Origin of the sequence: Streptomyces sp. NPDC000134 (assembly GCF_042899225.1) — a bacterium.
GTDB lineage: Bacteria > Actinomycetota > Actinomycetes > Streptomycetales > Streptomycetaceae > Streptomyces.
This window is the reverse complement of record NZ_JBIAZN010000007.1, coordinates 148,587-162,809: the sequence shown is the minus strand read 5'-3', so window position 1 is coordinate 162,809 and position 14,223 is coordinate 148,587. Positions and strand designations below refer to the sequence as shown.

13 protein-coding genes are annotated in these 14,223 nt (G+C 74.0%); 9 read left to right on the top strand and 4 right to left on the bottom strand.

Annotation, left to right across the window (positions count from 1 at the left end; genetic code table 11):
* Positions 1-529: 529 nt before the first annotated feature.
* The gene (locus tag ACFY32_RS12880; RefSeq protein WP_390674155.1) at positions 530-1,015 is read right to left on the bottom strand and encodes a nuclear transport factor 2 family protein; all 486 of its coding nucleotides are present in this window, start codon (positions 1,013-1,015) and stop codon (positions 530-532) included.
* Between the two features lie 460 nt (positions 1,016-1,475).
* Between ACFY32_RS12880 and ACFY32_RS12875 the strand changes: the two genes are divergently transcribed.
* The 4 genes from ACFY32_RS12875 to ACFY32_RS12860 are packed head-to-tail and all read left to right on the top strand — an operon-like array spanning position 1,476 to position 6,626.
* Positions 1,476-3,101, top strand: coding sequence for an ABC transporter substrate-binding protein (locus ACFY32_RS12875; protein ID WP_390674154.1), 1,626 nt, complete (start codon positions 1,476-1,478; stop codon positions 3,099-3,101).
* 32 nt (positions 3,102-3,133) lie between these two features.
* Positions 3,134-4,087: an ABC transporter permease gene (locus tag ACFY32_RS12870; protein WP_390674153.1), complete on the top strand. Its 954-nt coding sequence runs from the start codon at positions 3,134-3,136 to the stop codon at positions 4,085-4,087.
* A complete protein-coding gene (locus ACFY32_RS12865) occupies positions 4,084-4,998 on the top strand; it encodes an ABC transporter permease (protein ID WP_390674152.1) in 915 nt (304 codons plus the stop codon). The genes ACFY32_RS12870 and ACFY32_RS12865 overlap by 4 nt, the downstream gene beginning before the upstream one ends.
* Complete coding sequence (locus ACFY32_RS12860) at positions 4,995-6,626, top strand: dipeptide ABC transporter ATP-binding protein (RefSeq protein WP_390674151.1); 1,632 nt, start codon at positions 4,995-4,997, stop codon at positions 6,624-6,626. Before ACFY32_RS12865 ends, ACFY32_RS12860 begins: the two co-directional genes overlap by 4 nt.
* On the opposite strand, the gene ACFY32_RS12855 is transcribed toward ACFY32_RS12860, so the two are convergent.
* Positions 6,616-6,963, bottom strand: coding sequence for a hypothetical protein (locus tag ACFY32_RS12855; protein WP_390674258.1), 348 nt, complete (start codon positions 6,961-6,963; stop codon positions 6,616-6,618). The two genes, ACFY32_RS12860 and ACFY32_RS12855, sit on opposite strands and share 11 nt — an antisense overlap.
* A gap of 174 nt (positions 6,964-7,137) precedes the next feature.
* A complete protein-coding gene (locus ACFY32_RS12850) occupies positions 7,138-7,713 on the bottom strand; it encodes a TerD family protein (RefSeq protein ID WP_390674150.1) in 576 nt (191 codons plus the stop codon).
* A 204-nt stretch (positions 7,714-7,917) separates the two neighbouring features.
* On the opposite strand from ACFY32_RS12850, the gene ACFY32_RS12845 reads away from it, so the two are divergent.
* Entirely contained in the window at positions 7,918-9,102 is a 1,185-nt protein-coding gene (locus tag ACFY32_RS12845; protein ID WP_390674149.1) for an acyltransferase family protein, read from the top strand.
* Positions 9,103-9,254: 152 nt separating this feature from the next.
* On the opposite strand, the gene ACFY32_RS12840 is transcribed toward ACFY32_RS12845, so the two are convergent.
* On the bottom strand, positions 9,255-10,352 hold the full coding sequence (locus tag ACFY32_RS12840) for a class I mannose-6-phosphate isomerase (RefSeq protein WP_390674148.1): 1,098 nt from the start codon (positions 10,350-10,352) through the stop codon (positions 9,255-9,257).
* Positions 10,353-10,610: 258 nt separating this feature from the next.
* On the opposite strand from ACFY32_RS12840, the gene ACFY32_RS12835 reads away from it, so the two are divergent.
* Genes ACFY32_RS12835 through ACFY32_RS12820 form a run of 4 tightly spaced genes read left to right on the top strand, consistent with a single transcriptional unit; the run spans position 10,611 to position 14,119 of the window.
* Positions 10,611-10,892, top strand: a complete 282-nt coding sequence (locus tag ACFY32_RS12835) for a polyprenyl synthetase (protein ID WP_390674147.1) — start codon at positions 10,611-10,613, stop codon at positions 10,890-10,892.
* Positions 10,885-11,937 (top strand): polyprenyl synthetase family protein, encoded by a 1,053-nt coding sequence (locus ACFY32_RS12830; RefSeq protein ID WP_390674146.1) that lies wholly within the window; start codon positions 10,885-10,887, stop codon positions 11,935-11,937. The genes ACFY32_RS12835 and ACFY32_RS12830 overlap by 8 nt, the downstream gene beginning before the upstream one ends.
* Before the next feature lie 58 nt (positions 11,938-11,995).
* Positions 11,996-13,159, top strand: a complete 1,164-nt coding sequence (locus tag ACFY32_RS12825) for an oxygenase MpaB family protein (RefSeq protein ID WP_390674145.1) — start codon at positions 11,996-11,998, stop codon at positions 13,157-13,159.
* A 39-nt stretch (positions 13,160-13,198) separates the two neighbouring features.
* Positions 13,199-14,119: an NAD-dependent protein deacetylase gene (locus tag ACFY32_RS12820; protein WP_390674144.1), complete on the top strand. Its 921-nt coding sequence runs from the start codon at positions 13,199-13,201 to the stop codon at positions 14,117-14,119.
* Positions 14,120-14,223: the final 104 nt, after the last annotated feature.

Genomic DNA, 14,223 nt, shown 5'->3' with positions numbered 1-14,223 from the left:
GGCCGTGGTGCGTGGGCGGTTCTCAGAAGGTGCGGTCGGCGGACGGGCGTCAGCGGCTCGTGATCGCCGCGCCGGGCTCTCTTCCGGACATCGTCGTCCGGGGGCCCCTGGCGGGCACGGGTGGGAACGGCATGGACGGGACACGCTCTCGGCAGAACCGGACCGACGGTACACGCTGAACATTGCTGGCGTGTCAAATAACTGTTCGACTTCCGGCGGTCGCGGTCGATTGCCGGGCCACTGACCGGGCATCCTTCCGGCAAAACGTGAACGTTGCCACAGGAGAAAGAAAAACGGACGCCCGTCCTCCGCACTTGGCGGAGAAAGGACGTCCGTTCGGGGAAGATGTCACCGAAGCATCCGAACGAATGTCACCGATGTCCTCGAATAACCGTCACCGATGTCTCCGAACATCCGCCACCTGCCCCTCCGAATAAGTGTCACCCATGTATCCGAATAACCGGTGTTCGAGCGTCCGAATACACCCTCTGCGCGTGAGAGAACGGGAGGCGTCCCGGGGCGGGGGCGGTCACGCCGGGCCCCTGCCCGCCGCGACCAGGCCCGCGACCGGCGCCACGTGGCGGCGGCTGATCAGCCAGCGGCCGTCCTCCTGCTCGAAGTCGTCCTCGACCAGGCCCACCACGGTCCAGTCCGCCGGACGGTGCCGTCCGTCGGGCGTGCGGGTGGCGCTCCAGTGCCAAACCGTGGCGTAAGCCTGCACGTGAGGGCGGCCGTCGGTCCACTCGATCAGGGTCTGGCCCAGGACGTGGGCGACCGTGGGCTCCCGCCGGAAGGACCGGCCGGCGGACATGAAGGCGGTGAACTCGTCCCGCCCGTGGAAGCGCTGGGTGGGCCCCGGCATGACGTCGTACTCGATGAGCGCGTCCTTGGTGAAGCAGTCCACGAGTTCCTCGTACCGCCCCGTGTCCACCACCCGGAAGAACTTGTAGAAGGTGCGGTAGATCTCTCGTTCCGCCTGGATGGTGGTCAGGAGATCGTCGTTGGGCAAGGCCATGTCGTTCCTTTCCGGGGCACTGCTCGGCTTTCCGCTCATGATGCCACGGAAATTCCCACCCACTGAAACAGGCCATTGACGGTTCCGGCCGCACCTGGTTACGGTACGCCCGTTATCGGGTTTCATCACGGCCGGGCCGTTCACGGGGGAAGGAAAGCAGCCATGCGCAGCGCGCCTTTCCCCGTTCGCCGTACCGTGTTCGACGCCGTGCCCGCCCCGGCGCGCACCTTGTTGTCGTCGCGCCGCCACATCGATCTGCGGCGCGTGAACAGCGCGGGGTGTCCCGCCGTCAGCCGCGCCGCCTGATCCGTCCCGCGGCCCGCGGCCGCGCTCCCTGGGCGCGCCGGCTCCACGGTCCGCCCCGGCGGCCCGCTCCCCCACCCGGCCCCCGGTGACCGTCGCCGCGTGCCTCCGCCCCGCCCTTCCCGGCTTTCGCACACGTCCGCAGGAGACACCACCCGTGAAGCAGGATCGTCCGAGCCACTACCGCTCGGCTTCGTCGCTCGCCCTGATGCTCGCCCTCGTCGCCACGTCGAGCGCCTGCGGGGGCGCCGCCTCCGGCGGTTCGGACGCGGACGGCGGCCCGCCCGTGTCCGGCGGCACGCTGTCCTTCGCCGTCGCCACCGACGCCGGGTGCCTCGACCCGCAGCAGGTCGGCAGCAGCGACACCCTCTACGCGCTGCGCCAGACCGTCGACTCGCTCACCGACCAGGACCCCGCCACCGGCCGTGTCGTGCCCTGGCTGGCCCGCAGTTGGGAGGTCGGCGACGACGCCCGGACCTTCACCTTCCACCTGCGCCCGGGGGCGACCTTCAGCGACGGCGCGCCCGTGGACGCCGCGGCGGTGAAGAAGAACTTCGACGCCATCCCCGACCTGGGCGGCCTGGCGATCCTCGCGCAGGGCTACCTCGACGGCTACCGCGGCACCCGCGTCGTCGACGAGCTGACCGCCGAGGTCACCTTCGACCGGCCCAACGCCCAGTTCCTCCAGGCCACTTCCACCCCGGGCCTGGGCCTGGTCTCCCCGGCCGACGTGGCCAGGTCCCCCGAGCGGCGGTGCGCCGACGGCGTGCACGGCTCGGGGCCCTTCACCGTCTCCGGGTACCGGCAGAACCAGTCCCTCACGCTGAAGCGGCGCGCCGGGTACTCCTGGGGCTCCGCCGCCTGGAAGAAGAAGGGCGCGGCCTACCTCGACGCGGTGAAGTTCACCGTGGTCGCCGAGTCCGGCGTACGGGCCGGCAGTCTCGGCTCCGGGCAGGTCGACGCGATCGGCGGGGTGCGCCGGCAGGACGAGGGGGTGCTGCGCCGCGGCAACGCCCGGGTGGTGCGGCGCGCCAACCCCGGCGTGGTGTTCAACCTGGGCTTCAACAACGGGCGTCCGCTCACCCGGGACGCCCGGGTGCGGCAGGCGGCGCAGGCCGCGGTCGACCGGGCGGAGATCGCCGAGGCGGTCTTCCCGACCGGCACCCGGCCCGCGACCAGCGTCCTGTCCCGCACCACCCCCGGCTACACCGACCTGTCCGGCGACCTGGCGCACGACCCCGGCCGGGCCGCGGCCCTGCTCACCGAGGCGGGCTGGACCGAGGGGAGCGACGGCATCCGCCGCAAGGACGGCCGGAGACTGAGCCTGACCGTGGTGTCCTTCAGCAACGCCGGTGCCTACGGTTCGGCGCTCGAACTCGTCCAGCAGCAGCTCAAGGACGTCGGCATCGAGCTGGTGATCAAGCAGCTCCAGGTCACCCAGTTCCCGGGGACCATCAAGACCGGGGACTACGACGCCCTGTGGGGCGGCGACCTGACCCGCGCCGACCCCGACGCGCTGCGCACCCTGTACTCCACCCACCAGGTCAACTCCTACCGGCTGCCCGGCGGCGAACTCGACGCCCTCCTGGACCGGCAGGCGGCCACCACCGACACCGCCGAGCGGGACAGGCTGGTCGCCCGCGCCCAGCGACTGGTGGTCCGCCAGGCGTACGTGGTGCCGATCGTCGACCAGGAGGCGCTGATCGGTGTCTCGCGGCAGGTCCACGACCTGACCCCCGGCGCGTCGGGCGGGATACGGCTGCACGACACCTGGAAGCGCTGAGCGCTCCGCTACGAGAGTGAGTGAGTGACGACATGCGACGCTACGTGCTGTGGCGGCTCGCGCAGGCGGCCGGGGTGCTCTGGGCGGCGTACACCCTGGCCTTCCTGCTGCTCGACCTCCTGCCGGGCGACCCGGTCGCGGCGATGGCCGGGGCCGGGCTGAACTCCACCCAGGTCACCCCCGAGCGACTGGCCGAACTGCGCACCGAGTACGGCTTCGACCGCCCCCTGCTCGTGCGGTACGCGACCTCGCTCGGGGACGCGCTGCGCGGCGACTTCGGCACCTCGGTCGCCACCGGCCGGCCGGTCGCCGACACCCTCGCCGACGCCCTGCCCCCGACCCTGCAACTGGCGGGGACCGCCCTGCCGCTGGCGGTCCTGGGGGGCGGCGCGCTGGCCCTGGCGGCGACCGCCACCCGGCGCCGCAGGCTGCGCAACCTGCTGCTGTCGCTGCCCTCGGTCGGCATCTCCCTGCCGGCGTTCTGGGTCGGCCTGATGCTGATCCAGTTGCTCTCGTTCCGGGTGCCGCTCTTCCCGGCGTTCGGCAACGACACGGCGGCCGGGCTGGTGCTGCCCGCGGTGACGCTGGCGGTGCCGGCCGCGGTGCTGGTCGCGCAGGTGCTCTCCAGGAGTCTGCTGGACGTGCTCGACGAGCCGTACGTGCAGACCGCGCGGGCCAAGGGGGCGGGCCCGGCCCGGGTGTGGTTCCGGCACGCGCTGCGCAACGCCTCGCTGCCCGCGCTCACCGTGGTCGGCGTCCTGGCGGGCCAACTGACCGCCAACGCCGTGGTGGTGGAGAACGTCTTCTCCCGCAACGGCCTCGGGCGGATCACCACGGACGCGGTGACCGTGCAGGACATCCCGGTGGTGCAGGGCGTGGTGGTGTTCGGCGCGCTGGTGTTCGTCCTCATCAACCTCCTGGTCGACCTGGCGTACCCGCTGCTCGACCGCCGTATCGTCACCTCCGCCCGAAGGAGCCCCGCGTGACCGAGGCACTGACCACCGACCCCGCGGCCGGGGCGGGCCTGCGACGCCCCGAGGACCCCGCCGGACGCGCCCCGGCCCGGCGCGACGGCCGGCGCCCGCTGCGCTTCCTGCTGCGCCGCCCCGGGCTCGTGCTCGCAATGCTCTTCCTGGCCACCGTGCTGCTGGCGGCGTTCTGGCCCGGACTGTTCACCGACCGCGACCCGCTGCGGGGCACGGCCGCCGAGATCCTCCAGCCGCCCGGCGCGCGGCACTGGTTCGGCACCGACGAACTCGGCCGGGACCTGTACGCGCGGGTGGTGCACGGCGCCGCGCTCTCCCTGAAGGCCACCGTGATCGCCGTGGCCGTCGCCTTCCTGGTGGGCAGCGGGCTCGGGCTGGTGGCGGGGTTCGCCGGGGGCTGGGTGGAGACCGCGCTGATGCGGTTCGTCGACGTGCTCCTCGCCGTCCCCGGGCTGTTTCTGTCGCTGGCCGTGGTCACGGCACTGGGCCGGGGCACGGTGCAGGTGGCGCTCGCGGTGGGCGTCGCCGGTGTCGCCGGGTTCGCCCGCGTCATGCGGGCCGAGGTGCTGCGGATTCGCCACACCGCGTACGTGGAGGCCGCCCGGTTGTCCGGCGCCCGCTGGTACGCGGTCCTCGGCCGGCATGTGCTGCCGAACGCGCTGGGCCCCGTGCTCGTCCTGGCCACCCTCGATCTGGGCACGGCCGTGCTGGCGGTGTCCTCGCTGAGCTTCCTCGGCTTCGGCGCGCCGCCGCCCGCCCCCGAGTGGGGCACGCTGATCGCGGGCGGCCGTGACTACCTGGCCGACGCCTGGTGGGTGTCGACCCTCGCGGGCCTGACCGTGGCGGTCCTGGTCCTCGCGGTGCACCGGGTCTCCCGCGCGCTCGACGGCGAGGGGGCGGGCCGGCGATGACCCCCGCCCCCACCCCCACCCCCCTGCTGTCCGTGCGCGGACTGCGCGTCTCCTACGCCACCCGGGGCGGCCCGGTCCGGGCCGTGCACGGTGTCGACCTCGATGTGGCACCGGGCGAGATCGTCGCCCTGGTGGGCGAGTCCGGGTCCGGCAAGAGCACCACCGCGCACGCCATCACCGGCCTGCTGCCACCCGGCGGCCGCGTCGACGCCGGGCAGATCCTGTTCGCGGGACAGGACCTGGCCGCGCTGTCCGAGAAGGAGCTGCGGGCCGTACGCGGCGCCCGGATCGGCCTGGTCCCCCAGGACCCGGCCGTGTCCCTCAACCCCGTGCAGCGCGTCGGCCCGCAGGTCGCCGAGGCGCTGCGCGTCCACCGCCTCGCCGACCGGCGTACGGCGGCGCAGCGGGCGCTGGAACTCCTCGCCCGCGCCGGACTGCCCGACCCGGCCACCCAGGCCCGCCGCTATCCGCACGAGCTGTCCGGCGGTATGCGCCAACGGGCCCTGATCGCCGTCGCGTTGGCCGGTGAGCCGCGACTGGTGATCGCCGACGAGCCGACCAGCGCCCTGGACGTCACCGTGCAGAAGGCCGTCCTGGACCACCTCCAGCGGCTCGCCCGCGAGTCCGGAACCGCGATCCTGCTCGTCACCCACGACCTGGGGGTCGCCGCCGACCGGGCGGACCGGATCGCCGTGATGTCCGACGGCGAGATCGTCGAACAGGGCCCGACCGCCCGGGTCCTGACCACCCCCGTCGTCCCGTACACCCGGCGGCTCCTGCACAGCGTGCCCCGCCTGGACGCCACCCCGATCGCCCCGCCGGTCCCCGCTCCCGCCGGCCCCCCGCTGCTGCGGGCCGAGCACCTCACCAAGGAGTTCCCCCTCCCCCGCACCGCCGGCGGCCCCCGCACCCTGCGCGCGGTCGACGACGTCTCCGTCACCGTGCGCCGCGGCGAGACGGTGGCCCTGGTCGGCGAGTCGGGCTCCGGGAAGTCGACGACGGCGCGCCTCGTCCTGCGTCTGACCGCGCCGACGGCCGGCCGGATCGTCTTCGACGGCGAGGACCTCACCGACGCCCGGGGCACCCGGCTGCGCGCGCTGCGCCGCCGCGCCCAACTGGTGTACCAGAACCCGTACAGCTCGCTGGACCCGCGGCTGACCGTGGGTGACATCGTCGCCGAGCCGCTGCGCTCCTTCCGGGTCGCCGACCGGGCGGGCCGCGCGGCCCGGGTCGCCGCGCTGCTGGACCGGGTCGCGCTGCCCGCGTCGGTACGGGACCGCAGGCCCGCCGAACTCTCCGGCGGCCAGCGGCAGCGCGTCGCGATCGCCCGCGCGCTGGCCCTCTCCCCCGACCTGGTCGTCTGCGACGAGCCGGTCTCGGCCCTCGACGTCTCCGTACAGGCGCAGATCCTGCGGCTGCTGGTGGAACTACAGGCCGACACCGGGGTGGCGTACCTCTTCGTCTCGCACGACATGGCCGTCGTGCGCCGGCTCGCCCACCGCGTGCTCGTGCTGCGCGCGGGCCGGGTCGTCGAAGAGGCGGCGGCCGACACCCTGTTCGACGCCCCGGCCCATCCCTACACCCGGGAGCTGCTGGCGGCGGTGCCGGGACGGGGGGTCAGCCGGTGATGCCCGCCTGAGGGGTGTCCGGGGTGTCGTGGCCGTCGAGGAAGCGGAGCAGGACGGCGGCCTCCGCCCGCAGTCGCGCGGCCCGTTCGGCGTGGGCGGGGGCGGCCGGACCGGCGGCGGCGGCCAGGCGTTCGGTGACCTCGGCCCGTACGATGTCCGCCATCGCGCGCTCGCTCAGCTCCTGCCGCGCGGCCTCGGTGGCACCGGCGCCGACCGGCGACTGCTCCAGGGCCACACCCCGCAGGTCCGCCTCGGTCACGGGCGCCGCCTCCGCGTTGTCCAGCGCGGCCAGGGCGGAGCGCAGAGCGCTCACCGCGGCCTTGTCGCGGGCGCGCATCGCTTCGGGGAGGGCTTGACGCAGACGATCACGTAGGGACATGCCCGGACTCTACGGCCATGGTCCCGGCGCCACAACGGAACCGCCGCGCCGGGCCGGTGGCGGTCGCGGGGGACGCGGACGCCGGGCCCGTGTGCGGCGGCGGGCCCGGCGGGGTGGTGCGGTGCGGTGCAGTCAGACGTCGACGCCGAAGTCGGCGGCGATGCCGGCCAGGCCGGAGGCGTAACCCTGGCCCACCGCGCGGAACTTCCACTCGGTGCCGTGCCGGTACAGCTCGCCGAAGACCATGGCGGTCTCGGTGGAGGCGTCCTCGCTCAGGTCGTAGCGGGCGATCTCGGCACCGCCGGCCTGATTGACCACGCGGATGAAGGCGTTGCGGACCTGGCCGAAGCTCTGCCCGCGGCTCTCCGCGTCGTGGATGGAGACCGGGAAGGCGATGCGCTCGACCTCGGCGGGCACGGCGGCGAGGTCGACCTTGACGGCCTCGTCGTCGCCCTCGCCCTCGCCGGTGAGGTTGTCGCCGGTGTGCTCCACCGAACCGTCGGGGCTGCGGAGGTTGTTGTAGAAGACGAAGTGCTGGTCGGACAGCACCTTGCCGGAGGCGTCCAGCAGCAGCGCGGAGGCGTCGAGGTCGTAGTCGGTGCCGGTGGTGGTGCGCACGTCCCAGCCCAGGCCGACCAGGACCGCGGTCAGACCCGGGGCCTCCTTGCTGAGCGAGACGTTGCCACCCTTGGACAGCGAGACTCCCACTGCGTACTCCTCTTCGCCGTGTGCGGACGGCCCGTGACACGGGCCCGGATCATGAAATCTACATCACTGTAGAAGAAACGTGCGGAGGTGCCGGGTGCCACGACTGCGGCACCCGTACACCCGGACAAACACGTGTGACTTACAGGTAGTCGGGTAGCAGGAGTCTTTCCAGCGGCGGAGTCGGCGGGTGGGAAGCGTTCTCTCATGGGCAGGGCACAGAGCGCGCCGGTGTCGGCCGGCGAACGGCCGTCGTCCGGGCGGGGCTTCCCGTCCGCGCCGGCCCGCGCGGGCCGGGTGAGCGGCCTCGACGGACTGCGCACCCTGGCGGTGGCACTGGTCCTCGTCTACCACGTACGGCCGGACCTCCTGCCGGGCGGCTCGGTCGCGGTGGACGTCTTCTTCACCATCAGCGGCTTCGTCATCACCCGGCTGCTGCTCGCCGAGTACGCGCGCACCGGCGGCATCGGCCTGCGCGGCTTCTACCGGCGGCGCTGGCTGCGCCTGGTCCCCGCGCTGCTGGCGGTCTGCGCGGTGTGCGCGGCGCTGTCCCTCACCACCTCGCTGTGGGCCTTCGACGGCGCCTGGGCGGCCGCGGGTCTCGCCGCGCTGTTCGTGGTGAACGTCGTACGGGCCGGGGAGTCCGGACCGTACTCCGACCTGACCGCGCCGCTGGCGCACAGTTGGTCGCTCGGCGTGGAGGAGCAGTTCTATCTGCTCTGGCCGCCGGTCCTGCTGTTCCTGCTGCGGCGGTTCCGGGCGCGTACGGTGCTGGTGTGCACGGCGGCGCTGTGCGCGCTGCCGGTGCTGTGGCGGTACCTGCTGTGGACCCCCGACGCGGCACACCGCCTGTACAACGGCACGGACACCCGCGCCGACCAGTTGCTGGCCGGTGCCCTGGTGGCCGTCGTGCTGGCCCGGCTGCGCGCCGGCGACCCCCGACTGGACACGCTGCGCGACCGGGCCGGCAAGCTGGCCTGGCCGGCCCTCGCCCTGCTGCTGCTGACCGCCTGGCAGGTGCCGGTCACCGCCGACCTGGGGGCCTGGACCGCCCTCTGGTACACCGTCGGGTTCCTGGCGGTCGCGGCGGTGTCCGCCACCTTCGTGGCCGGACTCGAACTGCGCCCGGACACCCGCCTGTCGCGTCTGCTGTCGCTGGCACCGCTGGCCTGGGCGGGCCGGAACCTCAGCTACGGCATGTATCTCTGGCACTACCCGGTCGTCCGCCTGCTGGCCTCCCTCGGGGTGGAGGACGGACGGCTCTCCGCCACGGTGGTACTGACCACCGTCCTCGCCCTGCTCTCGTACGCCGTCATCGAGGCGCCGCTGCTGCGCCGGGGCCGGCGCTCCACCGCCGTGAGCGCTCCGGCCACCGCGCGCACCGCGCCCTGAGCGGCCGGCGCGGGCCGGCCGGGAGGTTCAGCCGAGGACACCGCGGGCGCTGAGGGCCCGTCGCAGGGCCCGCATCGCGTAGGTGGCACTGCTGCGCCGGGTCCCCGGGCGCCGCCGGGCGCTGCCCGCGCCGGCGGTGCCCAGCGTGCTGGTCAGCCTGTGCTGGGTGTGGGACCGGGTGTCCCTGGCGGCGTGAGGCCCTCGCCGAGCGCGGCGATGGCGTCCGCGCCGTATCCGGCCGCCGCTAGGGGGCGGCGGACGTCCTGGTCGAGGTCGGGGAGGTAGCCCACCAGGACGTCGGCCGGGCCGCGCAGTCGTACGCCGCCGAGCGCGGCGGGGAGCAGCAGGGTCTCCGCGCGGCCCAGGGTCACCGGGTGCGGGCCGCAGGTGAGGGCGGCGGGCGCCCCCGCGTTGCTCACCAGCAGGGCGGTGCTGAACGGGTGCTCCAGCACGGCGCCGGCCGCCACCTGCCACCGTTCCAGGGCGAAATAGGGGCCGGCGCAGAGGATCACCCGCTGGGCGTCCTCGTGGACCGGCAGCCTCAGGCCCGGCACGAACTGCGGGCGCGGCTCGGGCTTCCACTGCTCCAGCAGCGCGTCGATGTTGGCGTGCCACTGGTCGTCGTCCAGGGCGGCGCCGTCCTCCATGCGGTGCGGCATGGCGTGTTCCTGGAGGTCGGAGGTCTGCTCGATCTCGTGGACGAGGGTGCCCGGACCGAAGCTGTGCAGGGTGCCGGCCGGGACGTACAGGGTCTGTCCGGCGCGTACCGGCAGTCGGCGCAGGACGGCGTCGTAGTCCTGTTCGAGCAGCGCGCGGCGCAGGCGCTCGCGTCGTACGCCGGGGCGCACGCCCACCAGGGCGGTGGCGCCGGGCCGGGCGTCGAGGATGTGCCACGCCTCGGTCTTGCCGTTGGGTTCGCCCTGGGCGCGGGCGGCGGTGTCGTCGGCGTGCAGGTGGACCGGCAGCGGTGAGGCCGCGTCGATGAACTTGGTGAGCAGCGGGAAGCGGGGCCCCCGCCAGTTGCGTCCGACCAGGTCGTCGGGGTGGTCCAGGGTCAGCTTCCGCAGCGGGGTGCCGGCCAGCGGGCCCTCGCGTACCGCCGCGCCGTCCCCGTCGACGTCGCTGACCTCCCAGGTCTCGGCGATACGTCCCTCGGGGAGCCCGGAGCGGCCCAGGCGGTCGGCGATGGCCCGGCCGCCGAAGACGTGCTGCTTGACGGGCGTGGTCAGCCGCAGGGGGTACCAGTCCACGTCCGGCTCCTTCACTGGGCTCTCTCCTGGCGTCGACGCGGGGGTCCGGGTGTCCGGCTCCGGCCGGTTCTCTTCCTCTGCCGGTACTACCCCGAACAGGAGATTCGGACACGGCTTCCGCTTGTCACTCGATGGGGGTAATGCGGGCCGCGGGCGCTGACCGCGGGGCCATGCTGTGACCGGCGGCCCGGTGCGGCGGGGCCCGCCGCACCCGACCGACGATCCAGGGGGACGAAGGGGATGGGGATGGGGATGGGGATGACATCGACGCCGTCCGGTGACCGTGACCCGGCCGGGCAGGCCGGGCAGCTCGTGGCGGGGCTGACGGATCTCGCGCTGAGCACCGTCGGCTCCGCCGTGGGCACGCTGCGGGGGCTGCTGCGCCGCTCCGACGGACCGGAACTCGCCCGGGAGGCGGGGCGGGACCTGATGGCCCGGGGCCGGATCGCGCTGGACCGTGCCGCCCCGCCGCCCGCCCATCTGGAGGTGCTGGCCCGGCACGCCGTCGCCCGGCGGGCGGCACCCCGCGGCGATGTCTGAGAGCTGGGACGCCGCCGCGTTCAAGGACCGCGTCGACACCCTGCTGGCCGGGTTCCTGGCGGAGGAGGCCGGGCACCTGCTGGCCATCGACGAGGCGCTGGCGCCGGTCGCCGGGCAACTGCGGGCGGCGGCCCGGTACGGCAAGCGGCTGCGGGCGGCCTTCTGCTACTGGGGGTGGCGGGCGGCGGGGCAGCCCGACAGCGACCCCCTGGTGCGGGCCGCCGCCGCCATGGAGCTGGTGCACGCCGCGGCCGTCGTGCACGACGACCTGATCGACGACAGCCCGCTCCGCCACCACCTGCCCACCGCGCACGTCGCCCTGCGCGCCGCGGTCGCCGGCCGGCCCCGGGCGCGGGCCGCCGGCCGGTCGCTGGCCATGCTGGTCGGGGACCACCTGATGGCGCTGGCCGGCCAGATGTTCGCGGGCTGCGGGCTGCCCGCCGCCTATCTGGCCAGGGCCCGGCCGGTGTGGGCGGAGCTGGCGCGGGACCTGATCGCGGGCGAGTGCCTGGAGATCCTCAGCACGGGCGCCGACCCCGACCCGGATCTGTCGGTGAAGGTGATCCGCTACAAGACCGCCAAGTACACCGTGGAGCAGCCCCTGCTCATCGGCGCGCTGCTGGCCGGCGCCGCCCCGAGGCTGCGGGAGGCGCTGTCCGGGTACGGGCTGCCGCTGGGCGAGGCGTTCCAGCTCCGCGACGACCTGCTGGGCCTGTTCGGCGAGCCCGGACGCACGGGCAAGGCCGGACTGGACGACCTCCGCGGCCGCCGGCCGACCGCCCTGCTGGCCAGGACCTGGCAGGCGGCCGGGCCCGCCCAGCGCGAGCGCCTCGCCGGGCTGCTGGGCCGCCGCGACCTCACCGACGAGCACCTCAGGGACGTACGCGAGCTGATGACCGAGGTGAAGGCGCCGCAGCAGATCGAGGAAATGATCGACACGCGCGTCCGGGAGGCCCTCGGCCGTCTGGACGGAGCCGTCCTGCCCCATCCGGCGCGCCGGGCCCTGACCGCCCTCGCCCGCTCCGCCACCGACCGCCTCCACTGACCCGCCCCGCGTCCGGCCCCGGCCGGGTCCGCGCGGGCCGCCGAGAAGGGCCGCTGTCATGACCTACACCGAGACCGACCTGGACGCGCTGCGGCACGACGGCGACGAACTCGCCGACGCCGTGGTGGCCACGCTGTTCGAGCGGGGGGAGGTGGGCCGGTTCAACACGCTGATGCGCCATGTCTCCACCGCCGGCTCACCGCTGCCCGAGGGACTGCCCGACGTCGCCCGCGAGTACCTGCGGGCCACCGCCGCCCCGCCGGACTGGGTGGACTGGGAGCAGATGGAACGGGCCCGGCTGTTCTTCCTCGACAACAACGTGCACATCTCCACCGCGCTGTCCTTCGCCTCCATGCCCGCCTGCTACGTCGTGCCGCGGGTGGCGAAGCTGCTGTCCACCACGCACGGCCTGGACTATCCGTCCAAGCGGATGGCCGAGACCGGTCAGTTCACCGTGTACCTGATGCAGCCGGACGCCTTCGAGGCGGGCAGCCGCTTCCTCCCCGCCGCGCAGAAGGTGCGCCTGCTGCACGCCTCCATCCGCCACCACCTCAAGCGCGAGGGCCACTGGGACACCGAGGCGCTCGGGACGCCGATCTGCCAGGAGGACCTGATCGGCGGGCAGATGTTCTTCTCGCTGCTGGTCCTGGACAGCCTGCACCGGCTCGGCGTCCACATGTCCACGGAGGGCGCCGAGGCGTACTTCTACGCCTGGCGCGTGGTCGGCGCGCTCCTCGGCGTCGACCAGGACGCCGTACCGAAGACGCTCCAGGAGGCGCGCGAGTTCCTCGACCTGTACATGATCCGGCACATGGGCCCCTCCGAGGAGGGTGTCCGTCTGACCCGGCAGCTCATCGAGCTGTACGAGGAGGTCGTGCCCGGCACCTTCTTCGACCCGGTCGTCTCCGCCCTGATCCGCCACCTGGTCGGCGACACCTGCGCCGACTGGCTGGAGGTGCCCCGCACGGCGTGGGACGGCGTGGCCCGGGTCGTCCCGCACCTGCTCGGCGTGCTGGAGACGATCGAGGACCGTTCACCGCTGGGTGCCTGGGCCCTGGACCGGCTCGGCCACCTCACCACGGTCCTGGAGCTGTCCTCGCTCACCCGCGGCCGGGTGATGCACTACGCCGTCCCCGAGCGGCTGAGGAAGGAGTTCGGGGTGTCCTCCAGCGTGCCCCCCACCCGGCGCTGGACTCCCCCCGCGGCGACGGTCGCCCCCTGACCCCGGCGCCGGTCCGTCCGGATTCCGTACCCTGGCCGCATGCGGATGCGCCCCACTCTGAGCTGGACCCCCACCGACGACCTGCCGCCGGGCACCACCGACCTGGAGCCGGTCGCCGACGCGCTGCGCACCGGCGGGGTGCTGGTGCTCAGCGGAGCCGGCATCTCCACCGAGTCCGGCATCCCCGACTACCGGGGCGAGGGCGGCAGCCTGAGCCGGCACACCCCGATGACCTACCAGGACTTCACCGGCAGCGCCCAGGCGCGGCGCCGGTACTGGGCGCGCAGCCACCTCGGCTGGCGCACCTTCGGCCGGGCCCTGCCCAACACCGGGCACCGGGCCGTGGCCGCGTTCGAACGGCACGGCCTGCTCACGGGGGTGATCACCCAGAACGTCGACGGACTGCACCAGGCCGCCGGCAGCGCGGGGGTCGTGGAGCTGCACGGCAGCCTGGACCGCGTCGTCTGCCTGTCCTGCGGCGCCCTGAGCCCGCGCCGGGAACTGGCCCGGAAGCTGGCGGCGGCCAACCCGGGGTTCGCGCCGGTGGCCGCCGGGATCAACCCGGACGGTGACGCCGACCTCGGCGACGAGCAGGTCGGGGACTTCCGGGTGGTGGACTGCGCGCTGTGCGGTGGCATCCTCAAACCGGACGTGGTGTTCTTCGGCGAGAACGTACCGCCGGCGCGGGTCGAGCGCTGCCGCGACCTGGTCCGCGCGGCGGCCTCGCTGCTGGTCCTGGGGTCCTCGCTGACGGTGATGTCCGGGCTGCGGTTCGTCCGGCAGGCCGCCGAGGCCGACAAGCCGGTACTGATCGTCAACCGGGACCCGACCCGGGGCGACCGGCACGCCGTCACCCGGATCGCGCTGCCCCTGGGGGCGGCCCTGACCGCCGTGGCCGGCCGGCTGGGCATCACGGTCGAGGGGGTCGAGAGCGGGACGGACGCACCGACGGGGCGGTAGCGGCGACGCCGGACTTTCAACACGGCGATGACAAAGTATGGACATGTCAAGCAGAAGTCTCCTACCTTGACGGCGGAACTGCAGCCATTCCGCTCATGACCGGA